Origin of the sequence: Salinispira pacifica, from assembly GCF_000507245.1 — a bacterium.
GTDB classification, from domain to species: domain Bacteria; phylum Spirochaetota; class Spirochaetia; order DSM-27196; family Salinispiraceae; genus Salinispira; species Salinispira pacifica.
Map to the genome: position 1 here is coordinate 566,768 of NC_023035.1, position 22,921 is coordinate 589,688.

At 53.6% G+C, this 22,921-nt stretch carries 19 protein-coding genes; 9 read left to right on the plus strand and 10 right to left on the minus strand.

The features are described from left to right. Positions 1-330: 330 nt before the first annotated feature. From L21SP2_RS02495 to L21SP2_RS02510, 4 genes are all read right to left on the minus strand, one after another. A complete protein-coding gene (locus L21SP2_RS02495) occupies positions 331-1,308 on the minus strand; it encodes an acetylxylan esterase (protein ID WP_024266887.1) in 978 nt (325 codons plus the stop codon). Positions 1,309-1,360: 52 nt separating this feature from the next. Beyond that, complete coding sequence (locus L21SP2_RS16745) at positions 1,361-2,716, minus strand: AGE family epimerase/isomerase (protein WP_024266888.1); 1,356 nt, start codon at positions 2,714-2,716, stop codon at positions 1,361-1,363. Beyond that, positions 2,695-4,239, minus strand: coding sequence for an FAD-dependent oxidoreductase (locus L21SP2_RS02505; protein WP_081719423.1), 1,545 nt, complete (start codon positions 4,237-4,239; stop codon positions 2,695-2,697). Before L21SP2_RS02505 ends, L21SP2_RS16745 begins: the two co-directional genes overlap by 22 nt. Positions 4,240-4,330: 91 nt before the next feature. After that, the gene (locus L21SP2_RS02510; RefSeq protein ID WP_024266890.1) at positions 4,331-5,362 is read right to left on the minus strand and encodes a LacI family DNA-binding transcriptional regulator; all 1,032 of its coding nucleotides are present in this window, start codon (positions 5,360-5,362) and stop codon (positions 4,331-4,333) included. A 214-nt stretch (positions 5,363-5,576) separates the two neighbouring features. On the opposite strand from L21SP2_RS02510, the gene L21SP2_RS02515 reads away from it, so the two are divergent. The 5 genes from L21SP2_RS02515 to L21SP2_RS02535 all read left to right on the plus strand — a co-directional run bounded on the left by L21SP2_RS02515 (position 5,577) and on the right by L21SP2_RS02535 (position 13,065). Then, complete coding sequence (locus tag L21SP2_RS02515; protein WP_024266891.1) at positions 5,577-6,866, plus strand: ABC transporter substrate-binding protein; 1,290 nt, start codon at positions 5,577-5,579, stop codon at positions 6,864-6,866. 182 nt (positions 6,867-7,048) lie between these two features. Then, a complete protein-coding gene (locus tag L21SP2_RS02520; RefSeq protein WP_024266892.1) occupies positions 7,049-7,936 on the plus strand; it encodes a carbohydrate ABC transporter permease in 888 nt (295 codons plus the stop codon). After that, the gene (locus L21SP2_RS02525; RefSeq protein ID WP_024266893.1) at positions 7,936-8,796 is read left to right on the plus strand and encodes a carbohydrate ABC transporter permease; all 861 of its coding nucleotides are present in this window, start codon (positions 7,936-7,938) and stop codon (positions 8,794-8,796) included. The genes L21SP2_RS02520 and L21SP2_RS02525 overlap by 1 nt, the downstream gene beginning before the upstream one ends. 4 nt (positions 8,797-8,800) lie before the next feature. Beyond that, positions 8,801-11,476 (plus strand): glycoside hydrolase family 38 N-terminal domain-containing protein, encoded by a 2,676-nt coding sequence (locus L21SP2_RS02530; RefSeq protein ID WP_024266894.1) that lies wholly within the window; start codon positions 8,801-8,803, stop codon positions 11,474-11,476. Beyond that, entirely contained in the window at positions 11,473-13,065 is a 1,593-nt protein-coding gene (locus L21SP2_RS02535; protein WP_024266895.1) for a DUF4127 family protein, read from the plus strand. The genes L21SP2_RS02530 and L21SP2_RS02535 overlap by 4 nt, the downstream gene beginning before the upstream one ends. Before the next feature lie 111 nt (positions 13,066-13,176). Here the strand turns inward: L21SP2_RS02535 and L21SP2_RS16750 are convergent, their stop codons facing one another. From L21SP2_RS16750 to L21SP2_RS02565, 5 genes are all read right to left on the minus strand, one after another. Beyond that, on the minus strand, positions 13,177-14,640 hold the full coding sequence (locus tag L21SP2_RS16750) for a metal ABC transporter permease (protein WP_024266896.1): 1,464 nt from the start codon (positions 14,638-14,640) through the stop codon (positions 13,177-13,179). Next, a complete protein-coding gene (locus tag L21SP2_RS02550) occupies positions 14,637-15,698 on the minus strand; it encodes a metal ABC transporter permease (protein WP_024266897.1) in 1,062 nt (353 codons plus the stop codon). Before L21SP2_RS02550 ends, L21SP2_RS16750 begins: the two co-directional genes overlap by 4 nt. After that, positions 15,691-16,530, minus strand: a complete 840-nt coding sequence (locus tag L21SP2_RS02555) for a metal ABC transporter ATP-binding protein (RefSeq protein ID WP_024266898.1) — start codon at positions 16,528-16,530, stop codon at positions 15,691-15,693. The genes L21SP2_RS02550 and L21SP2_RS02555 overlap by 8 nt, the downstream gene beginning before the upstream one ends. 28 nt (positions 16,531-16,558) lie before the next feature. Further along, positions 16,559-17,662 carry a metal ABC transporter solute-binding protein, Zn/Mn family gene (locus L21SP2_RS02560; RefSeq protein ID WP_024266899.1) on the minus strand — a complete coding sequence of 368 codons (1,104 nt, stop codon included), beginning with the start codon at positions 17,660-17,662 and terminating at the stop codon, positions 16,559-16,561. Between the two features lie 187 nt (positions 17,663-17,849). Then, the gene (locus tag L21SP2_RS02565) at positions 17,850-18,092 is read right to left on the minus strand and encodes a hypothetical protein (protein WP_024266900.1); all 243 of its coding nucleotides are present in this window, start codon (positions 18,090-18,092) and stop codon (positions 17,850-17,852) included. Positions 18,093-18,298: 206 nt separating this feature from the next. Here L21SP2_RS02565 and L21SP2_RS18490 point away from each other — a divergent pair, with 206 nt between their 5' ends. Next, entirely contained in the window at positions 18,299-18,442 is a 144-nt protein-coding gene (locus L21SP2_RS18490; RefSeq protein WP_024266902.1) for a hypothetical protein, read from the plus strand. A 186-nt stretch (positions 18,443-18,628) separates the two neighbouring features. Continuing rightward, a complete protein-coding gene (gene tpx, locus L21SP2_RS02570; protein ID WP_024266903.1) occupies positions 18,629-19,135 on the plus strand; it encodes a thiol peroxidase in 507 nt (168 codons plus the stop codon). Positions 19,136-19,175: 40 nt separating this feature from the next. Here tpx and L21SP2_RS02575 read toward each other — a convergent pair whose 3' ends face one another. Next, the gene (locus tag L21SP2_RS02575; RefSeq protein WP_024266904.1) at positions 19,176-19,826 is read right to left on the minus strand and encodes a redox-sensing transcriptional repressor Rex; all 651 of its coding nucleotides are present in this window, start codon (positions 19,824-19,826) and stop codon (positions 19,176-19,178) included. Positions 19,827-19,976: 150 nt separating this feature from the next. Here L21SP2_RS02575 and adhE point away from each other — a divergent pair, with 150 nt between their 5' ends. Both adhE and L21SP2_RS02585 read left to right on the plus strand, forming a co-directional pair. Beyond that, the gene (adhE, locus tag L21SP2_RS02580; protein ID WP_024266905.1) at positions 19,977-22,622 is read left to right on the plus strand and encodes a bifunctional acetaldehyde-CoA/alcohol dehydrogenase; all 2,646 of its coding nucleotides are present in this window, start codon (positions 19,977-19,979) and stop codon (positions 22,620-22,622) included. Further along, positions 22,619-22,918 (plus strand): (2Fe-2S) ferredoxin domain-containing protein, encoded by a 300-nt coding sequence (locus tag L21SP2_RS02585; RefSeq protein ID WP_024266906.1) that lies wholly within the window; start codon positions 22,619-22,621, stop codon positions 22,916-22,918. Before adhE ends, L21SP2_RS02585 begins: the two co-directional genes overlap by 4 nt. Positions 22,919-22,921 lie beyond the last annotated feature (3 nt).

The following is a 22,921-nucleotide window of genomic DNA, read 5'->3' on the forward strand; positions in this document are numbered from 1 at the left end:
AAGCGTATTCAGCCCGTATGGGCGTATCGGAGCTATCACATGCTGTCTGTAGATTGTAGATCAGGGAAGCATACATCTCAGGACATGCCCGCCGGCATTCCCGACTGCACATGGCGTGTGTCTGCACATGCTTTCAGAAAGAAACGTGATGGGAAAGTAATTGGTTATTTCCTCCGGCCCTTCTGCCGGAAGTCCGCAGAGTATTGCACATGACTGGACAAATGACCAGAGGCTGAGGCGGATTCCGGCCACAATATACGGGATTTTGCGCCGGAATACCGGATGTGCCGGGTCTCCATGGCCTGAAGAGGCGCAGCCCGGCAGAACCGGTCAGGATTCATATCCGCAGAGAAAGGAGAAAATTCTGTCCCGGGCGCCGGGAAGATTTTCATGGGCAAAGTCGGGATATATGCAATGTTCTTTGGGGGATTCGATGCGGTTGAACACTGCGAACTGGCCGGAAGGCGGGCAGATGGTGTCGGTCAGACCGGTAAACATGAGGGTATCCGCCTTGATCCGGGAGGCGAAGTTCTGCAGGTCGATATAGCCCAGCGCGGTGAAAAACTCTTCCTCCCGGCTGTGCAGGGGATCACGGTGCCGGAAATAATCATGAATCCCTTCATACGCGTCCCGGGCCAGATCAATTTCCCACACCCTCCGGTAATCGCAGAGGAAGGGGTATACCGCTGCCGCCCGCTGAATCTCCGGGCGCACCGCTGCCGCCGCCAGGGTCAGCGCTCCCCCCTGACTCCAACCGCTGGCCGAAATTCGCCCCTGATCAACTCCCTCAAGTGCACCCACCGCATCGGCGAACACTCCGCTGTTGAGAAAGAGATTCACATAGTAGAGTGCCCGGGGATCGCCTGCCATGGCATCCTCAACCCCCCGGACAATATGTCCCTGCAGGGTGCTGCCCTTCCCCCGGAGAACATCCTCCGACTCCCCTCCCTGTCCGGGACAGTCCAGGGCGGCGACGGTTTTCCCCTCCATAACGAAGGGCAGATAATCCACCCAGTCGGAGCTCTCCATGCTGTATCCGTGAAAAAACAGCAGTGCCGAACCGTCGCCGCCGTTTTTCGGCCGCAGCAGCTTGGCATGGTGCCTGCCGCCGGAAACACCCCGTAAATAGAGGTGAAAGCAATCCGCAGCCGAGCTTGAAAATCCGGCAGATGCAATTTCAGCCCGGGCATCATGATTCCTGGATTCTTTGATGGAGGCATCCCAGAATTTATGAAAATCGGCGGGAACGGGGCCGGAACCCCGGTAACTCTGCAGTTCCTCCAGCGGCATGTCGAAGGTCAGCGGCATGGTGTGCTCCTTAAAACGGAATAGGCGGGTCTCAAGACCTTTGGAAACCCGTTTACTCAGTATGATGCAGGCGGCGGATCAAATTCCATCCCCACATCTGCATTCGCGGAATGTGGAAGGGGCCTTTGAACATATTTCCTTTCAGATCAGTGGAAATGCTTCCGTCGAAATTCAGGTACCCGAACCACTCTCCGTGCTCCCTGTCGGGGAAACGGGTATCAATCCAGCTATCCAGCATATGAAAGCGCTGAGCGTGCAGGGGATCGCCGGTGAGCAGGAAGGCATAGAGCAGGGCAATACTTGCCTCGTTGTGGGGCCACCAGAATTTCATGTTGTGCCAGTATTCAAAGGGAGGATGACCGTGAAGGTCTGCAAAATAGCACAGGCCACCGTGTTTCTCATCCCAGCCGATATTCCACATCCAGTTGAGAATTCTGACTCCCAGCTCAATCAGCATATCCGCCTGAGGGGGTGAGCTGTCCTTCGGCTTCGTTTCTGCCCTCCCAGCTGCGCCCTTATCTGTTGCCGTATCTGCGGCCTGATCTGTCCCCTGAGCTCCTGATCCGGGGCTGGCGGGAGCAAAATGCATTCCCCCGTGGCCGGATTTCAGGTAATCGGCCTCACGGAGGATAAACCATGCCGCCTCAATGCTGTGTCCCGGGTTGATAAGCCGTCCCTCAAAATGTTCGTCCTGAAGGGATCCGTCGGCGTTGCACTGTTCCACAACAGCTTCAAATTCCGGACGGACAAAATTGGTCTGAATTATGCTGATATTTTCCCGGATGAGCCGGGTGCAGAATTCGATCTCTTCAGAGGTATCCGAGCCGAGAATCAGAAACGCTTCCCTGAGCTCCTGGGCTACGTTGATCTCTATCATCGGCTGTGCCAGTCCCAGGCTGGAACGGGTGGCGGGGTCCACTTTGGGATTGCCCCGGTTCGGATCCCTCAGATAATTCAGAGTGGATCTGAATAAGCGGTATGCATCATCAAGCAGGGCCGGATCGTTTTTGGCAATGGCCAGTGATGATCTGGCAATAACAGAAAAGAATTCGCTGAATGAATAGCGGCGCTTGATAAGTTTCCTGCCGTCCCGTGTGACCCGGAACAGCATTCTTCCGTCTGAGTCGAAACAGTGCCGGTCGGAAAAGGTTATGCAGGATTCCGCCGCCTGCAGAAGGGCGGCATCTTTCCGGCCCCCCGCGAGATAGGCGTTTGCCATTGTCCAGCCGGCCCGTCCCTGGAACCAGACGGATTTATCGCTTTCAATGATCTTTCCCGTTCTGTCCAGTCCGGTCATGAACCCGCCGTATGTTGTATCCAGTCCATGTTTCATCCAAAAGGGGATGCAATCGTCCAGCAATTGAGTTCTGTATGCTTCCCCCCTGCTCAAAGGAATAGGCTGTTCCATGGTATCTCCTTTTTAAACAAGCTATCCGGATTATCCACATAACCGCGGTTTGCCCAGTTAACGCTTTCTCTTCTCAGAATTCCCCCTCCGGTGAGAAGAACCTTTTGTATCTTTTTGAATCGGTTGTCGTCCGGGGCAAGGTTGTGGGAAGGCATAAGATAGACGCCCCCGTCCAGAAGTTCCGACTGGAGCTCACGGACGTTGATCTGCGCCGGAGTGGTGTTCTGCCGTACACATAATGCCGCCGCCGCCCCTGCGGCCTGCCCCGCCTGCATCACCACAGGCTGAAGTCTGGTGCAGCCGTTTACCAGTCCGCTTACCGAAACCGATTTCTCCGCCGCAAGAATGTTGACTCCGTCCCTTGGAATCAGGGAGCCGTAGGGCAGGGAAAACGGGGGGATCCGGGGAAACCGGATCTCCGGATCATCCGGATCCTGACTGCGGTGGTGATCCAGGGGATAATCTCCCGATGCGATGGCAAAGGTGGTGAGGGGGCTCGAATCAGGTTCCAGAATATCATTGAGGGCAAGGGTCTGAAGTCCGTAAATCCGTTTTGATTCCCGAATATAAGGGATGAGGGCCAGTCCCGGCGTATAATCATTAGTTTCTGTCAGCGGGTAGATATGCTCTGCGGGAACGATTTCTCCGGATATCAGCTGGCTGTTGATCAGTTTTATGAGTCTCAAAGTTTTTTCCCTGGCTCTTCGAAACATATCCGGCCGGGCCCCGGGGGAAAAATAATCACCATACAGATCGTTTCCGGCAATGGGCCAGTTCAGCATGTAATACTTGCCCGGTAGCTTCCCGTAATTAAGAAAGCGTTCCCAGGATATTTCCGGATTCCCCAAAAGACCGGCGAACTCACCGCTCAGGACTGACGAAGGGGAGGTGTGGGAGAACTCAAGTTCGCCCTTTGCTTCCAGGGTTGCAGTCCAGGTGAGATCCTGGGGATGTTTCAGGGGATGTTCCGGGCCGATGGATTCTCCATAGGCCGTTCTCCCCTCCAGTCCCCCGTGCCACTCAAGGCCCGCCATCTCCACCGAATCGCCGAATTCATCCGCAAGAATTAGGGTCTCAGGCCGGAGAAGACAGCTTTGGCCGTCACTGCCGGTGAACTGAATGCTGGCGATGCGAATCCGGCCCTGTTCGCTGACCTGTTCCATGGAGTCGATGCTGCAGCCGGTATGCAGCTGAATTCCGGGCTCTGCTTCCAGCATGGAACGCAGAATGTTCTCCGCCGTCCGGGGATTGAACTGGGTGTTGCTGACCCACCCGGTTTCCAGAGCCCCGGGACCGCCGTAATGTTCCCGGAGTCTGCTGCGGAACTCACCCCAGAGGCCCGAGGGCAGCTCATGGTTTCCGTCTATGGCGCTCACTCCCGCAGCGCTGAGCATACCGCCCACCCAGGGCCCCTCCTCCAGAATGTGAACCCTGCACCCCATGCGGGCGGCCTGAATTGCGGCGGCAACCCCGGAGGCTGAGCCCCCTATCACGGCAATATCTGTTTGCATCTGTTGTTTCATGAGCCGGTACCTCGATTACTCGTAGTTTTGATCCTCTGTGCTGAGTGCCCCGTGCTTTCAGGGATGTGGATGATCGGCATGAACTGCGGGCTCAGCCGGGAGATGCGGTGGTCTGCCGGATAACCAGCCGGGGTTCCAGGATTCTGTTTTCGCAATCTCCGCCGCCCATTCGGATTTTCAGCATGTCGAAGGCCTGTAGCCCGATTTCCCGTTTGGGCTGGGCGACGGTGGTAAGGGGGTACACGATCTGGTTGCCGGCGATGCTCAAATCGTCGTAGCCGATTACAGAAATAGTTTCCGGAATCTGTCTGCCCGTTTCCAGACATGCCCTGATGCTTCCGATGGCCGCATAGTCTGTGGGTGATACGATGGCGGTTATATCCGGTCTGCGCTTGAGCAGTTCACGGGTTGCTTCGTAGCCGCCTTGAATTGTCTGATCGCAGGCCTGACTGTACTCGTCGATATCCAGGCGGATGCCTGACTGGATCAGCGCCTTCATGTATCCGGCATATCTGTCTTCAATCTCGCTGTAATGCAGCCGGTTGGATTTGAGAAATCCGATTTTTTCATGGCCGAGTTCCATCAGGTGTCTGGTGGCAAGATATCCGCCCCGGGTGTTATCCACCCCGATAAAGGGAAGTGATGATTGTTCGATTCTGGTCATAACCTGAACTGTGGGAATGCCCTGAGACTCCAGAGATCTGAACAGTTCGATTTCCCGGTAATCCGGGGCGCAGAGAATACCGTCCACTCCCCGGTTGATCATTCGCATAAGTGCGGGACGCTCATCCTTTTCATCCAGAAGGTTGGCGTTTCCCAGGAGCATATCATATTCAAACTCGTTGCATTTCTCTTCAATGCCGCTGATGATGTCATTGAAAAAACTGACGTTGGCATAGGGGAAGAGGGCTCCCAGCAAATAGCTGCGGTTCTGCACCAGGCCCCTGGCGGCGGTGTTGGGCCGGTAGTTCAACTCCTTGGCAACCCGGCGGATTTTTTCCTGGGTTGCCGGTGATACCCTGCCGGTTCCGTTTAATGCGGAGGATACGGCTCTGGGACTGACTCCAACACGAGAGGCAATATCTTTCAGGGTGCTTCGTTTCGTGTTTTGAGAAGCCTGCATGGTGTACTCCTGATGTTTGGTTCAACGATTAACTAGGCGAATTATAGAACTATCATGGTGAGAGGTCAAACAATTTCGCCGATATCCGGCGAAATGTGGGGGTAAAGCCGAAAATTCCCCTAAAATCCCGGGATTTCATAAAAAAATCTTGACATGGATCATAACTGCTTCTACCATTTGATTCAACGTTGAATCACTCAAAGAGGAGAGCGATATGAAGAAGATCCTTATAGGATGTGTATTGTTGCTGGCAGCCGCCATGATTTTTGCCGAGGGCGGTCAGGAAAGCGGTTCAGGTGAATCCGGGGCTTCGGTGGATGAAGCTGCGGAAATTACATTCTGGACAATGAGCCTTGCTCCGCGTTTTAATGACTATCTGAACGGTGTCATTTCTGATTTCGAAGCGGCCAACCCCAATGTAACAGTAAACTGGGTCGATGTGCCCTGGGGCGATATGGAAACCAAAATTCTCACCGCCGCGGCAAGTGACACTCTTCCCGATGTGGCGAACCTGAACCTTCCGTTCAGTCAAAAACTTGCACAGAACGACCTGCTAGTGGATATGTCCGACCAGGCTTCGGATGTGCAGGGCAGATTTTTTGAAGGCACTTGGAATGCCAGCAGCTACGGAGATACAATCTTCGCCCTTCCCTGGTACATTACCAGCAATATGGTGTATTACAACAAAGCTCTTTTTGAGGAAGCCGGACTCGATTCCGCAGATCCCCCAGAGAGCTTTGACGAACTGCTTGAGTATGCCCGGGAAATCAAAGAAAGCACCGGCGCATACGGCTATATGACCTTCTTTAATGATCAGTTTATTATGGAAGAGCTGGAACGAATGGGCATACGGCTTTTCAATGAGGATTTCTCAGAAGCAAATTTCAATACTGCGGAAGTTCGGGAAGCAGCGGAATACTACGCAACCATGCTTGAAGAAGGTCTCATTCCAAGCGAAACCCTCACCTCAAAATCCGGAACCGGCGAAGCCATCCAGCTCTACAGCTCCGGAGAGCTTGCAATGTTTTTCGGCGGTACAAGCCACGCAAGAATGATCCAGGAAAATTCTGCGGAAGTGTATGAAAACACCGGCGTCGGTCCTCAGATTCGGGGAACCGGAGGAAAATCCAATATTGCGGTTATGAACATTGCAGTTCCGGAATCCAGTGAACATCCCGAAGCCGCTCTGGCATTTGCCAAGTTCCTGACCAACAACGAGAACCAGGTGGTGTTCGCCAAGGATGCCGGTTCCATTGTTCCTTCAACCCGTGCTTCACTGGAAGATGACTTCTTCAGCAAGGGCGATGGAGAACCATCCACCGCGGCTCGAATCATGAGCGCCCAGGAAGTGTCCCAGGGATCGGTGATTTTCCCTCCCATCCAGAACTGGCCTGAGATCCGGGATGCATTCATCAATGCATTTGCCCGGGCGGTTGCCGGTGAAGGTGATGCTTCACAGCTGCTGCAGGATGCGGAAGAAAAAGCAAACGGTCTTTTACAGTAGGTTTTCGGTCTATCATATCCGGCCGCCACCACGGCGGCCGGGTTTTGTCCGGCTGCTTCCTTTGCTGCCCCGCCGGTTGCAATACCGGCTGATTTTCCGGCCGGGTATTCAAGGAAGCCGCCGGATGAAATCCCCGTACAGGACCAGCCCGTCGTTTGAATAAAGGCAACAGGAGTAATTTCATGATTTCACGAATGTATAAGCCGTGGACTCCCTATCTGTATCTGATCCCCACCCTGAGCATTCTCATATTGTTCATTTTTTATCCCCTGCTGCGGGCCGTGGGTTTCAGTTTTACAAGCTATAATCTGCTGAGCGATCCCCAGTTTATCGGGCTTGATAATTATGTCCGGCTGTTTTCCAGTCCGGAATTCTACCGGGCACTCTTTAACAGTCTGAAATATTTCCTGGTTGTGGTGCCGGTACTGGTGCTTCTCCCCCTCCTGGTGGCTGTGCTGGTGAACGACACCAAACTCCGGGGGGTTAATGTGTTCCGTACGGTGTATTACTTTCCGGTAGTCACCAGCATGGTGGTTGCGGGAATCATCTGGAAATGGATGTACACAGAGCGGGGGATTCTGAACTATCTGTTCACTGATGTGCTGCACATCACATCCGAGCCTGTGGCCTGGCTCACCAATCCGGACACGGCCCTGTTTGCGGTGATGGTGGTCACCATTTGGAAGGGGATCGGGTATTATATGGTGATATATCTTGCAGGACTTCAAAGCATCAATCCCGAACTGTATGAAGCGGCCACCATCGACGGTGCTCCCGCCTGGAGACAGCTCTTCCAGATCACCATTCCCCTGCTGACTCCCACCATGGCAGTGGTGGGCATCATGTCCTCCATGGCGGCTATGAAAGTGTTTGACGAGGTGTATGTAATGACCGGAGGGGGCCCCTTCGGCAGCACCAGAACCATGGTCTTTGAAATCTATGATACCGCATTCGATAAATTGTCCTTCGGCTACGCAAGCGCAATCGGTGTGGTGCTGTTCAGCATTCTTTTCATCCTGAGCTTCTTGAGCATCAGGCGAAGCGATAAAAGCTATTCAGGAGATATGTAATGGGTGAAAATATCAGGAAAACCGGAACCTTCCGTCCTCAAGTGTCAATGCGGAATATCAGCCGATATCTCCTTCTGCTGCTGGTGGCCGCCGTTTCCGTCGTTCCCTTTATCTGGCTCCTTTCAACGGCCCTCAAGTCTCCCGGAGAAAATATATTCAGCATGCCTCCTGCATTTATTCCGGAAAGGCCCACACTGGAAAATTTCATGAAAGTGTTCACCACCATTCCCATGCTTCTGTATTACCGCAACTCTCTTATTGTGGTGGGCGCCACAGTGGTACTGAATATTCTTCTTGCTCTGACGGCGGCATTCCCGCTGGCACGGATGAAGTTCAAAGGGAAAGGAATTGTGTTTATGGCGGTGCTCTCCACAATGATGATCCCCATTCAGCTGACCATGATTCCCAATTTTGTTCTCATTGTGGGCATAGGTCTGAAAAATAATCTTCTGGGAGTGATCCTTCCCAATGCCGTCACTGCTTTCGGAATTTTTCTCATCCGCCAGTCTCTCATTACCGTACCCGCATCCCTTGAGGAAGCTGCGGTAATAGACGGTGCTTCTTCAAGCCGGGTGTTGTTTCAGATCCTCATGCCCATGGTGAAGCCTGCCATTGCAGCCCTGGGCATTTTCACCTTCATCAATATGTGGAGCGATTTTCTTTGGCCCCTTTTGGTGCTTGAAAGCGATAATCTGCTCACCGTGCCCCTGGGGGTTCAGAAACTGCAGGGAACATTTTCCACCGACTGGAGGCTGATTGCATCGGGAGCACTTCTGGCCGTAACGCCGTCTCTTATCTTCTTTATTTTTAATCAACGGCATTTCATTGAAGGCGGTATCGCAAGTGCGGTGAAAGGATAGTTCTGTGAATACACGAAGACTGCTGATTGTACATCATACCCATTGGGACAGAGAGTGGTACCGAAGTTTTGCGGATTTCAGGTTCAGACTACTCAGAGCAACTGAGCATGTTGTATCCCTGCTGGAAGACAACTCCCTTGAAGGATTCCTTTTTGACGGCCAGACAAGCGTAATAGAGGATGTAGATGCCGTGGCAGGAGAATCGCTGAAGAGATCCCTCCACACCCTCATTCGGGAGGGAAGAATTGAGGTCGGGCCCTGGTATATTATGCCCGATGAGTTTCTGGTCAGCGGTGAGGCCATACTGCGGAATCTGGAGATCGGCATGGCACAGTCGAGGGAGCTGGGTTCTTCGCCTGAGATTCTGTATCTTCCGGATACCTTCGGTCACATCAGTCAGCTGCCCGCCATAGCCCGGATGTTCGGACTGAAAAGCATTCTTCTGGCAAGGGGAGTGAATCGGGACGTAAGCGACCTGCTGTGGACCGGAGCCGACGGCAGTGAAATTCATACCCATGCCCTGCCTCTGTGGAGCGGGTATTACCAGGATTTTCTGCATGCCGACGATTTTACAGTACAGACTGACAGGTTCATTTCTCAGTGCAGCGAATATTCCTCAGGCGCACCTGTTCTATTGCCTGCGGGCTCGGACCACAGCATGCCTCCAGCTGACTGGAAGGAGAGGGCTTTGCACCTTCATGATCATCTGTCAGGACACAATCCTCCATGGGAGATGAAAGAAACAGGTCTGTCTCAGGCTCTTGAAGAATTGCGAACCTTCCACACCCGGGGTAATACACCATCCGGTACCCAATACCCGGGGAAACTTGCCGGCGAACTCCGGGATAACGGAAAAGCATACATCCTCAGCGGTGTATTGAGCAGCAGAGTTGATCTGAAACGGGCGAATGTGGATACGCAGGATGCCCTGAGTTATCAGCTGGAACCCCTGGGATATTTCGCTTCAGACAACATGCTCTATTCTGAGCACAGAAATCTTCTCTGGAAAACACTCATTCAAAACCATGCCCATGACAGTATAGGCGGCTGCAGCATTGATGAAGTTCACCGGGAAAACCATGTGAGATTTCAACAGGTGCGAAGCGGTGCCCTCCGGCATATGCATGACATAACCCGAAGACTTGCCGGACGGACGCCCGGGGTTTTCAATAATATGCTGGTGCTGTGGAATCAGCTTCCCTACAGCCGGGAGACACCGGTTCGCTCGGACGTGTTTGTGCCCGAGAATGAGGATCAGGGCAGCTTTTCCCTTTGGGATGGTGATACCCCCCTTGATCTGCAGATCATCTCCCGGGAAAAGACCGAAGGGTTTTTCAGCGAATTTGAATACCCGGTGAACTGGTACCCCGGTTGGAAGTATACGGTGGAGTTTCTTCCCAGGCTCAGGGGGATGGAGTGCCGGCAATTCCGCATTGTACCCTGTTCCCCTGAACGGGACAGCGCCCATACCCTGCCCGAAGTGGTGGCGGAAGCTCCGCCTGAAGCTCCGCCGGAAGCTCCGCCGGAGAATTCCCGGGGTTCAGCCGTGCCGGTAATGGAAAATCAGCATCTGCGGGTTGAGATTGGCATGGATGGACGGGTTGATCTGGTAAACACCGCAACCCGCCTGAGCATTCCCAATGCGCTTGCCCTTGTTTGGGAACACGATGACGGGGACACGTACACCAGTTCTCCCCGGGAAACCGGATCCCGCTGGGGGAGTCTGGTGAGCATTGAGCCGGTGATTCGGAACCGTTTTTCCTCCCGTTGCAGCATACGGTTCCGCGGTTTCGACGATTCGGAAGTGGAAATGAAACTCAGCCTGAACGATAACGAACAGCTGCTGCGGGTTGGTGTTGAAATACGCAATAGAAGCCGGGACACCCGTATCCGGCTTGTATCCGGACGTGCCGGCTCTTCACGAACCAGCTTTTCAGACACTCCTTTCGATGTGGTAAAGCGGGAACATCGGCATATCCGCCCCCACAGCCATATCCCCCAGAGAGAAGCCTATCCCAATGAATGGCCCTCAAGCAGTTTCATTTCAGCCGGGGATGTAAGCATCTGTCACAACGGATTTCACGGTTACGATCTCCTGGATGACGGCCGGGTGGCTGTGAACCTTCTGAGGGCGGTTGGAATGCTTTCCAAAGCCGAACTCCCGGAACGGGGGGGAGGAGCCGGTCCCCATATTGAAACACCCGAAGCACAGCTGGAGCAGGGAGTTTCCGGCGAAATCGGGATCTTTCCCGGCGTCTGGGACTCGCCTGTGTTAACCGCTCTGAAATTCCGGATTTCTCCTCTGTTTGACCAGGGGGTAGCACCGGCTGCGGCGCCGGAACCTCTGGAGATCAACAATCAACAGATCATCCTTTCCGCATTGTACCGCATGGGCAATGAACTGTGCTTTCTGAGAATTTGGAACAGCAGCGATAGTCCTCAGCAGTTCAACCCGGGCCTGCCCCCGGGCAGCAGGCTCAAAAGATTTAAAGGTAATCCTCTAACAACCGTAACGACCGCCGGCGAAGGCCCGGACGCCGGGATGCTGGATCCTGCGGAGGCCGACCCAGGGGAGCCGGACGCCGGGGCGCAGGCGGCCGGGGAAGTCAACCTGCCTGTGACCATCGGCCCCAGGGAGATAGCTGCATTCCTGCTTATCTCAAAGGAAACTGCAGAATGACCGTAGCATATATCCCCCTGGATGAGCGCCCATGTAACCTGCACTTCCCCCGGCATGCATTATCCGGGAACGCTTCCGTTACGCTGGCTGTTCCCCCCGCATACATGTTCGGTAAGAAAAAAACCGCCGGGGATCCTGATGCTCTGTTGAACTGGCTGGAAGCAACCATACAGGATTGCGATGCCCTGGTACTTTCCCTGGAAATGATTCTCTACGGAGGGCTGTTACCCAGCAGGCTGCATCACATGTCGTACAACGACCTTTCTCTCCATCTTGAGAAAGTTATCTCGCTTATTCGATGGAGAAAAGAGAGGGAAGGCGGTGGCAGGTTCAGGGTGTATGCATTCGGTCTTGTCATGCGTACTCCATCCTATTCCAGCGACGACGAGGAACCCGATTATTATGCCCGCTTCGGAAGGGAAATTTTCCGCCGGGCGTATCTTTCTCACAAAAGTGAAACGGAAGAACTCACAGAAGATGAGACCCGGGAGTATTGCAGTCTGGATCAGATAATCCCCGAAGAAATACTCAACGATTATGAAGGAAGGCGGGAAACCAACCGGAGATTGCTCCAGGATGCAATCCGGTATTTTTCTCAGGGAGATATTGATGTGTTGCTGATTCCCCAGGATGATACCGCCCGCTACGGCTACGGTCCCAAAGACTGGAGCTGTCTGTTGTCACGGATTCCCCCCGGGGATGGCCCGGGCAGTGGAAACCTGCTCAGTTATCCCGGAGCTGATGAGGTTGGAGGGGTGCTCATTGCCCGGTCGGTGATGGATGGGAACAACCGGAATACAGGGAATGATCCCCGACGGGAGAAGCAGAAAGGTATTAAAATGTACGTTCTGCCCAGGCTATGGGAGGATATGAAGCGGATCCCCAAATATGAAAGCATGAGTCTTTCGGAAAGCGTCCGTAATCAGATTCAGAGCTGCGGGGCGGTAGAAGCCGGGAATCCGGAGGACGCAGATATCATCCTGGCAGTGAACACTCCCCCTGCGGGCATGCACGAGGCTCCCGGTCAGGAGTTCAGAGAATCTTCTGAATTTGCGCAGCAGATTGCACGGCTCAGTTCCCGGTATTCCCTGCCGGTGATCGCAGCTGACACCGCCTATCCCAACGGAGGGGAGACATCTCTTCTCCAGGAATTTGAGCGTCAGAATCTGTGGAATTCCCTTCTGTCATATGCGGGCTGGAATACTGCGGGAAACAGTCTTGGCACTGCGCTCTATGAAGGGGTGCTGGCCTATCTGGCCGGGGATGCCGGAATCAGGATGAAAAATCTCTACTACCGGATCTGCGACGATTGGGCGTATCAGAGTATTCTGCGGTCTACATGGACTGCCCGGCTTTCCGAACGGGGAACAGAAGGCCATGTTGATATTACCAGCATCGGAAATTTGCCCGGGTTGAAGTCGGAACTGCGGGATCAGATCAATGAACTTATGGAATCCCGGTTTCCACAGTTCACCGACATGGCAGGATACAGAGTTTCTCAGGTGGAGTTCCCCTGGGACAGGCTGTTTGAGGTGCGGCTGGAGATTGAATCGGCGGCTGCATCTTCCTCTGCATTATTGAAGCAATGAATCTGGATGTATTCAGGTTTGGTAGTTCCGCCTCACCCTGCTTTGGAGGCACACAAATTCACCGGCTTCCCGACTTAACGACTTCGCCCAGAGATTCACCGACTCGCTGACTCACCGACTCACAGACTGGCGGGCAAGATTTCCCCGCCAGAATTTCTCCACGGATTTCCGCCCGCCGGTGCTCAGGTGAAGCATCCGGTTTTCATCAATTATCACCAGACTCTTGCCTAACAGCCGGGAGAGAACCTTCCTGGTCTTCTTTTCCGGCCATTGGACGTGGATATCCAGGCTTTCGGCCTTCAGTTCCAGAGCCTCTTCCGGAGTTCCGCTGTGGTGATACACATGTCCCAGAACCACCTGTTCTTCAAATTCCTGTTTCTGTCTTCTCCGCCGGATGCTGCCGGACACCAGTCCGTATTTGGGCGAGACGAGGAAGGTGATAATAAACAGCATGAGCATCATCACAACCATGGATGCAGAGATGGAGCTGTTCCAGCCGCCCTGAAACAGGCGGTTCAGATCCAGGCCGAAAAGGTTTCCCTTGGCCAGTTCATATCCCTGCCATGATGAGATTATGCCGATGGCCGAACTGAGCAGAAGCATGGTAGAGAGTCGGTCGGTGAGAAGATACGCCGCGGCAGGGGGTATAATGAAAAAGGCAATCACCAGAATTGAGCCCACTGCCTCAAATGCTCCCACCGCCACAAGGCTTACCAGGGTCATGAGCGCGTAGAGCATCACCCCCGGGCTGAACCCCAGAGACTTGGCCAAACCGGGGTCGAAGGTGGAGAGTTTCAGTTCCTTGTAAAAGAGGGTGACAAATATGAGGGTGACGATGAACAGCACAAGCATCACCGTCAGGGATGCCGGCCAAAATACCAGCACGGGTTTGTCATCCACCAAACCCGCATCGTAGGCTTCAGCATGGGTGTACTCGCCGCAGTTGCTGCATTCTTCAGTGAATCGGGCTCCGGGATCCCGGGGGCTGATTCCCTCCTCCCGGCAGTTCAGGCATTTCCGCACAAACTCCGCCCGGGGATCGTCTTCAGTGATGACGATGGTGTCGTACTCGCTGAAACTGTGGCTGTTGGTGTTTGCCCATGCAACGCCGATCTCTCCCACCATTACCGAATCTTCGTCCAGATGAACATCATCCACATAGCGTGCCACGAAAATTACTGCAATGGCGAACAGCAGGGGAAACACCAGACCCAGGGCGGCATCCTGCTTCACAAGACCCGAGCTGTGAAGCAGTTCGGTGAGCACCACCGTACCCACACCCGCTGCAGCGGCGCCGATGAGCAGCCACGGTGAGGACAGTTCCGGCTGAGCTCCCGCAGCGGCAATAATAATAAAAGCCAGAACAATGCCCAGAAGCACCGTGTGGCTGATGGCATCGCTGGTCAGGGTCATTCCCCGAAGCATCAGAAAGGATCCCAGAATACCTCCGGATAACGCAATGAGGGCCCCCAGTATAACTGCAGTGACCTGGGCATCTCCGAAAAATTCATTGATCTGCTGGACGCTTGCCATCTGCAGCGAAAGCCACACAATTCCCCGTTCAAGTGCAATCATTGATCTTCCTCTGTATGTGCCCCGGTCCGTTCAGATTTCGTCGCCCCCGAAGTCGCAGAAGCCGTCGAAGCCGCAGCGGATCCAGCAAGCTGTGAGCCCGGGGCGGCCGGGGCGTCGGAAGGCCGGGAGAGCTTTCTCCCGGGTTTCCACAGAAGACCCCGGGCAGGGGCGAATATCAACGAGATGGCCACAAATACGCTCACCACCACAATGATCATGGGGCCGGTGGGAAGGTCCCGGTCCAGAGAGCTGAGAATTGCCCCCATGCCTCCCGAACTGGCGCCGATAACCGCCCCCAGGGCAACCATCTGTTCCAGCCGATTGGTCCATTGCCGGGCGGCAATTCCCGGTGCTATCAGCAGGCCGACCATCAGCACAACCCCCGCCAGCTGGAGCCCCATGACCACGGAAATCACAATAAGGCTGAGGAGGATGGCGGTAATTATCTTTACCGGATATCCGTTGGCTGCGGCGAAATCCGGGTCGAAGGTTATCAGCTTGAACTCTTTCCAGAACAGCAGCAGAATGAGCAGAAGCACAACCGCCACCCCGACCAGAAGAAGTACATCTTTGCGCACTATGGCCGCGGCCTGTCCGAAGATGAAGGAATCCAGGCCTGCCTGACTGGCATCAGGTCGCTGCTGGATATACGCAAGAATCCCGATTCCCAGAGCGAACCATCCAGCCAGCACAATCCCCATGGCCCCGTCCTGTTTAATCCTGCTGTTCCGGGTAACCAGGGAGATGAATCCCACTCCCAGAAAACTGGCAGCGGATGCTCCCAGCAGCAGTGCCCACAGCTCCCTTCCGGCCACCAGAAATGCGATGCCCACTCCCGGTAAGGCGGCATGACTGAGGGCGTCGCCCAGAAGGCTCTGCTTTCTGAGCACGGCAAAACTTCCCAGACCTCCGCTGATTGCCCCGAGCAATGCGCCGCCCAGGCTGACCGATCTCAAGGTATAACTGAAGCCCGGGCCGGTGAGAGAACTGAGGGGGATAAAAAGAATTAATGCGGCGGCCCAAAGGCCGGTCAGGATCCAGATGCTTCGGTTACTCACGGGAATCCTCCGCCGGATTGGGATCGGAGCTGTCCCGGGCGAGGAGGGCGTTCACCTTTCCGCCGTAAGTCTTTTCGATCAGTTCCTGAGTGAATACTTCGGATACGGGGCCGCTGGCCACAAGGGATACATTCAGCAGGGCAACCCAGTCGAAGTAGTCTGCAACCGTCTGAAGGTCGTGGTGAACAACCACCACGGTCTTCCCCCGGCTGCGCAGTTCATGGAGAATTTCAATGATTGCCGACTCGGTAAGGGCGTCCACGGCTGCAAACGGTTCATCCATGAAGTACAGATCCGCATCCTGAACCAAAGCACGGGCCAGAAAGGTTCTCTGCTGCTGTCCGCCGGAAAGCTGGTTGATCTGGCGGTTGGCAAACTCACTCAGGCCCACCTGCTCAAGTGCATTCTGTGCCTGGCTGCGCTCTTTTTTTCCGGGCCGGCGTATCCAGCCCAGATTGTGATACAGACCCATGGTGATTACATCCAGCACGGTGGTGGGAAAGTCCCAATCCACGCTGCCCCTCTGGGGTACATAACCCACACGACTGCGGACCCGGGAATATCGTTCACCGAAAAACTCCACCGAGCCCCCGGCTTTGGGAATCAAATCCAGAGCCGCTTTGATGAAGGTGCTCTTGCCTGCACCGTTGGGGCCGACAATTCCCATGAGAACTCCTGCGGGAACCTGGAGATCCACGTCCCAAATCGCAGGTTTACTGTCATATGCAACAGTCAAGTCTTTGGTGTTGAGTACCGGTTTGAATGAAGGTTCTCCGGCATGGAGATGACGGGGGTGCTGTGTCTGGGTGCTTCCGGAGCGCTTCATAATCATGTAATCCTTCCTTGAAAAGGGCCTTGTTTCAGTTATAGTTTAACATCACTTGGGGTATTGATGTTTCCATTTCCCCGGGCCATTCAGGTAGAGTGATATCCACGCCTGCGGCTATATAAGACTGGAGAATGGTCAGCACATTGCTGGCAAGCATGCCGATATAGCTTCCGCCAAAACTTCCTGCTTCACCCATGGCATCGCCGTACAGCTCCCGTACGCCTATGCGGACATCTCCGCCCCGGTCACGGATCGCTTCGATTACCGCTTCAATGCTGTCCGGCGGTATGCTGGATTCAACAAACAGCACCGGAATGGAATTTTCAATTACGAAATCCACGGTATCCTCAATATCACCCACACCCGCCTCATCCTGGGTGCTGATCCCCTGGATTGCCGCCATTTTCCATCCGAAGGCAGCTCCAAAGTATTGGAATGCATCATGAGATGTTACCAGATATCTCTGGCCTTCAGGAACAGACTGAAGTCCGGTGAGAGCCCATTCATACAGCAGTTCAAGCTGGGCCGTATATTCTACTGCGTTTTCCATGATGACAGACTCAAATTCCGGCAGCTTTGCCGATAGAAGTTCGGCCGTCCCGTTAACCGTCAGTATCCAGTTTCTTGGATCAAACCAGAAATGGGGATCATCGCTTGCACTTCCGGCCTCTCCCTCATCAATGGAGGGAACAATAAAACCCGCCCGGTTGACCGGTTCAGACATGGCGTAAATTGTTACTCCCCGTTCCCGCAGGGCTTCAAACACCGCATCAAATTGTCCTTCCAGGTGTAACCCGCTGTACACAATCATATCCGCCCGGTTCATGGCTGCAATATTCCGCTCTGTAGGCTGATACAAATGGGGATCCACCCCTGCGCCCATAAGTTTTGTGAGTTCAACGCCCTCCACATTTTCTGTAAGAATCGAAAGCAGATCGCCTGCCTGGGTGGTGGTGGCAACAATTCTCAGTGCAGAAGTTTCATCTCCGGATCCCCGGAGCTCTGATTCTGATCTTTGGGAAGATGGCGCAGAGCTGTCCGGGCCCCCGCAGCTGATGATGATACTGCTCAAGAGCAGAACCAGAACTGACAGGGCCGTTTTTGTTGTGATACCTGATGTGTGATAGGAATTCATATGTCACCTCTTAATTTGATTAGTCAAAGTATTCTTTATAGGTAATAAAAAAAGAGGAGTATGTCAATATCTTATATATGGATATATGGAGTTTCTTATGGGGAGTGCCCCAAAGAGTGTGGAATTTGCAATGTGGAAAATGCAATAAGCGGGGCTGGAGACTTTTCAATGCGCGTTGAATGCTGTATCAGGCAGGCTCCCCATTATAGAGCTGGTGCTTTTTTCTTTTGCCTCCCTGAAAACGGATAAACTCAACGGGCATGGAGCGAAATCCTGTCGAACTGATCTCTGAACCGGTTGTTTCCAGTATGGAATCCAGAGTCCGGGAAACATCCTCCAGCAGGGTATCCAGCAGCTCATCGTCCACCGGAATGACGTCTGCATTATGTTCCGGCTCCGGGGTGTCGTAAAAATGAATGGTATGGATCATGGCGTATCTCCTTTCGGCTGAAAACATAGATTTCCTGTTTGTGATTACCATGTGGTATGCATTAAAAAATGATGAAGCTGTGCTGCAGAAAATTTTTGCTTGCGATCAATGCATTCTTCCCCTATATTGTGCACATATCCCGGGGGCAATCCCCCCACACCATATATACCGGTATGACTACGGGAACCTGACGGAGAACTATAGATATGACATATTACAAAATGAACGGAGCGAAATTTGAAACCCTGGAGGAGCTGATCGAAAGTCTCTGGCCCCTCTATGAAGAGCGCATGAGCCGGGAAGAATTTGAGGCCTATGCGAAAGAAAATGCCGAAAAGATCGAGCAGTAGGTTCTTTCTGAAGGCGGAAAGCATCCCGGCTATCTTCAATATTCCATAACGGTTCAGCCAAGGAGGCGCTGCCGGGAGTGCCATTTTCCAACTTTTCTTGATTTCACGTAATTGAATCCGTATGTTACTTCCAACCAGCAAGGAAAAAATAATCCAAAAACCTGGTACACTCATACGGAGGAATATATGGCTACTATTACATTCAAAGGAAATCCCGTGCATACGCTGGGAGAGCTCCCGGCTCCTGGAAGCCGGCTCCCGGATTTCCGGCTCACCGATACCGATCTGAATGATATAACACTGAACGATGTGAAAGGGAAAAAACTGGTGCTGAATATTTTTCCCAGCGTTGATACGGGAGTATGCGCCGCATCTGTGCGCACCTTTAATCGTGCAGCGGGGAATCTGGATAATACCGAAGTGCTCTGCATCAGTGAGGATCTGCCCTTTGCCCATAAACGCTTCTGCGGAACCGAAGGGATTAAGGATGTGAAGAGCCTGTCTACCATGAAAAAGCGTGACTTCGGAAAAGCATACAACGCCAGTATGACCAGCGGTCCTCTTGAAGGACTTCTTTCCCGGGCGGTAATTGTTGCAGACGAAAACGGGAAGGTGGTCTATGCAGAGCAGGTACCGGAAATCGGTCAGGAGCCGGATTACAGTGCTGCGCTTGAAGCGGTGAAAAACGCATAAACTGCGCTTCGTATAAATTCCACACTCTTTGGGGCGCTCTTTACCTGCCATCCCTCTCAAGATGATGAAACTCCGCAAAAAATGATGAAAAGCGGAGGCCCAGGTCGATGTTTCTCACCAGGACCCGGGGAGGGAGCTCCAGGTGAAGGGACGCTCCGCTGAAATTCCATATCCCCCGGATGCCCGCTGACACGCAGTTCTGTGCAGCTGCTGAAGCGGCTTCCTGGGGAACCGTGAGAACTGCGATTTCCACCCCCAGTGAGGGAATGATCTCTCCCATCCTTTCCGCCTCATACAGTGGAATTCCCCGAAACTCCTCTGACCGCACATCTATATCGAAGGCTGCCTCGAAACGGATACCGTACTGCTGAAAACCCCGGTGCCCCAGCAAAGCACCGCCCAATGAACCCACTCCGATGAGTACCGCCCTGTATTCATGCTCAAATTCCAACCCCAGGATCTTCCCCAGCGCCTGTTCCAGCTCATCGCAGGGATACCCGATCCGGGTCCGGCCTTTTACTCCCGTATACTCAATATCCTTTCGAACCTGTATGGGGGTGAGGTTTGCTCTCCGTGCAAGATCTGAAGTTGAGATATGGGTTTCGCCCGCCATAATGGCCCGGGTTACCGTGTAGTAGTACCCGGGGAAACGCCGGATTGACGGAAGGGGAATGACGGTCTCTGCACTCATCCATATATGGTAGCACGGAGATGGATATCAATAAATAAAAAATATTCAATAAAATATTCAGGGATAATTGACATGCTAAAACTGAGTATATATTATCTATATAAAATTAACGATAAAAAAATATCGTATTGATATGTACCAGGAGGCCATATGGATCAGCAGGAACTTCAAGTTACTCTGGAGAAAATGAAACAGGCTCAACGGGAATACTCAGGGTTTTCCCAAGAGCAGGTTGATGCAGTGTTCCGGCATGCAGCACTCAAGGCCAACACCCAGCGCATCGAGCTGGCAAAGCACGCAGTGGCAGAGACCGGCATGGGCATCGTGGAAGACAAGGTGATAAAGAATCATTTTGCCTCCGAGTTTATATACAATAAATATAAAGACAGTGTGACATGCGGCACCCTGGAGTACGATGAAAGCCAGGGAATCCGGAAAGTCGCAGAAGCTCTGGGGATCATTTGCGCCATTATTCCCACCACCAACCCCACGTCAACGGCGATCTTCAAGGCGCTGTTGGCTCTGAAGACCCGGAATGGGGTAATCTTTTCCCCGCATCCCCGGGCAGCGGAATGCACCATCCAGGCTGCCAGGATAATCCGGGATGCTGCGGTGGAAGCCGGCGCTCCGGCGGATCTGATTTCATGGGTGGATACTCCTTCCATCGAGTTAAGCAACGCATTAATGAAGCATGATGATATCGCCCTGATACTTGCCACCGGCGGACCGGGAATGGTAAAGGCCGCTTACTCTTCAGGTAAACCGGCTATCGGGGTGGGTGCAGGTAATACCCCTGCGGTAATGGACGAAACCGCGGATATCCGGATGGCGGTGAACTCAGTGATCGTCAGCAAAACCTTTGATAACGGTGTAATCTGCGCTTCCGAGCAGTCGGTAATTGTCCATGAAAGCATTTACCAGGCTGTGAAGGAAGAGTTCACCCGTCGGGGAGCACACTTCTGTAACGAAAAAGAACGGAAACTTCTTGGCGACACGATTCTGGACCCCAAACGGGGCAGCATTAACCCCAAAATTGTGGGGCAGCCCGCCGCGGAGATCGCCCGGATAGCAGGATTCAGCGTACCGGAAGAAAGCAAAATTCTCATAGCAGAGGTGGATTCCATATCAGCGGAAGAACCCTTTGCCCATGAAAAACTCTCACCGGTGCTTGCCATGTACAGCCGGCCGGATTTTTCATCCGCCGTTGATGCGGCCAAAGCGCTGGTTGAGCTGGGCGGATTGGGCCACACTGCGGTTCTCTACACCGATCCATCCATGAAGGACCGGATTAAAGAGTATGGAAATATCATGCCTGCGGGCAGAATCCTGGTGAATATGCCCTCCAGCCAGGGCGCCATCGGAGATGTCTACAACTTCCGTCTGGAACCATCCCTGACCCTGGGCTGCGGAAGCTGGGGAGGCAACTCGGTAAGTGAAAACGTGGGCATCAAGCATCTTATCAATATTAAAACAGTAGCGGAACGGAGGGAAAATATGCTGTGGTTCAGACTGCCGCCGAGAATTTATCATACACCGGGTTGTCTTCCCGTGGCCCTGGGCGATTTACAGGGCAAGCGGCGGGCGATGATCGTTACCGACAGTTTCCTCTTCGATAACGGATATGTGGAAACCATCGCGCGGAGCCTGAAGTCCATGAATATTCAGTACCAGTGTTTCCACCAGGTCGCACCGGACCCCACCTTGGAAACCGTAGAGAAGGGCCTGGAGATGGTGAATGCGTTCCAGCCGGATGTGATCATTGGTCTGGGCGGAGGTTCTCCCATGGACGCCGCAAAGATCATGTGGCTGCTCTATGAGTATCCGGAAATTGAGTTTGAAGGTCTGGCCATGCGCTTTATGGATATCAGGAAGCGGGTCTACCGACTGCCCGAAGGCAACAAGAAGGCGGAATTTGTGGCAATTCCCACAACCTCGGGAACCGGAAGTGAAGTGACGCCCTTCAGTGTAATCACAGATCAGAGAAACGGAGCCAAATACCCCATTGCAGATTACTCCCTCACTCCGGATATGGCCATTCTGGACGCTGATCTTGCCAAGAACATGCCCGCGGGACTCACCGCCGCATCGGGAATCGATGCAATCACCCACAGCCTTGAGGCCCTGGTATCTGTAATGGCTACCGAATACACCGATGCAATGGCCATAGAATCGCTGCAGAATCTCTTTCGCTATCTGCCCGATGCATACCGGGACGGTGCAGCCAATCCCCAGGCCAGAGAGAAGGTTCACAATGCAAGCTGTATGGCGGGCATTGCCTTCGCAAATGCCTTCCTGGGAGTGTGTCACTCCATGGCTCATAAATTGGGAGCTGCCTTCCATCTGCCTCACGGGGTTGCCAATGCTCTGCTGATAGAGCAGGTGGTACGGTTCAATGCAACGGATAATCCCAACAAGCTCACAGCATTTCCCAAGAATGAATATCCCCGGGCACGGGGCAAGTATGAGCGTCTTGCCGCAATGCTCAGCGCCGCCGACAGGATGGATCCGGGCGCGGCCGGGAAGACATCGAAGAAAACCCCGGCAGGAAAGAAGAACACCCAGGAAGGGTTGGAGCTGCTGTGCCGCAAGCTGACGGAGCTGAAAGAAGAGCTGAATATTCCCGCCTCCATTCAGGCTGCCGGGGTGGATGAAAAAGCCTTCCTGGCCCGGGTGGATGCACTTGCGGAAGAAGCGTTTGACGACCAGTGTACCGGGGCAAACCCCCGCTACCCGCTGATCAAAGAGATTAAACAGATGTATCTGAATGCCTTCTACGGCCGAACAGATGCCGTATGAGCAGGGCAGTTGAGACCATCACCATCTGCATGGGCAGTTCCTGTCATTCCCGGGGCAACCGGGAAAACCTGGAGCTGCTCAGGCAGTGGCTGTCCGGTCAGTCAAAAAATCCGGATGCACAAATCGAATTGAAGGGGACTCTCTGCTGCGGTAAATGCAGCAGCGGTCCCCATCTCACAGGAAATAATGAGGAGCCCCTGCCTTCCAGCCCGGGGCTGCTTGAGCAATGGCTCCGGCGGCACCTCTTCAGGAAAGAGTCTGACCGACGGGATGAACCGAACCCGGAAGTAATGTAAAAA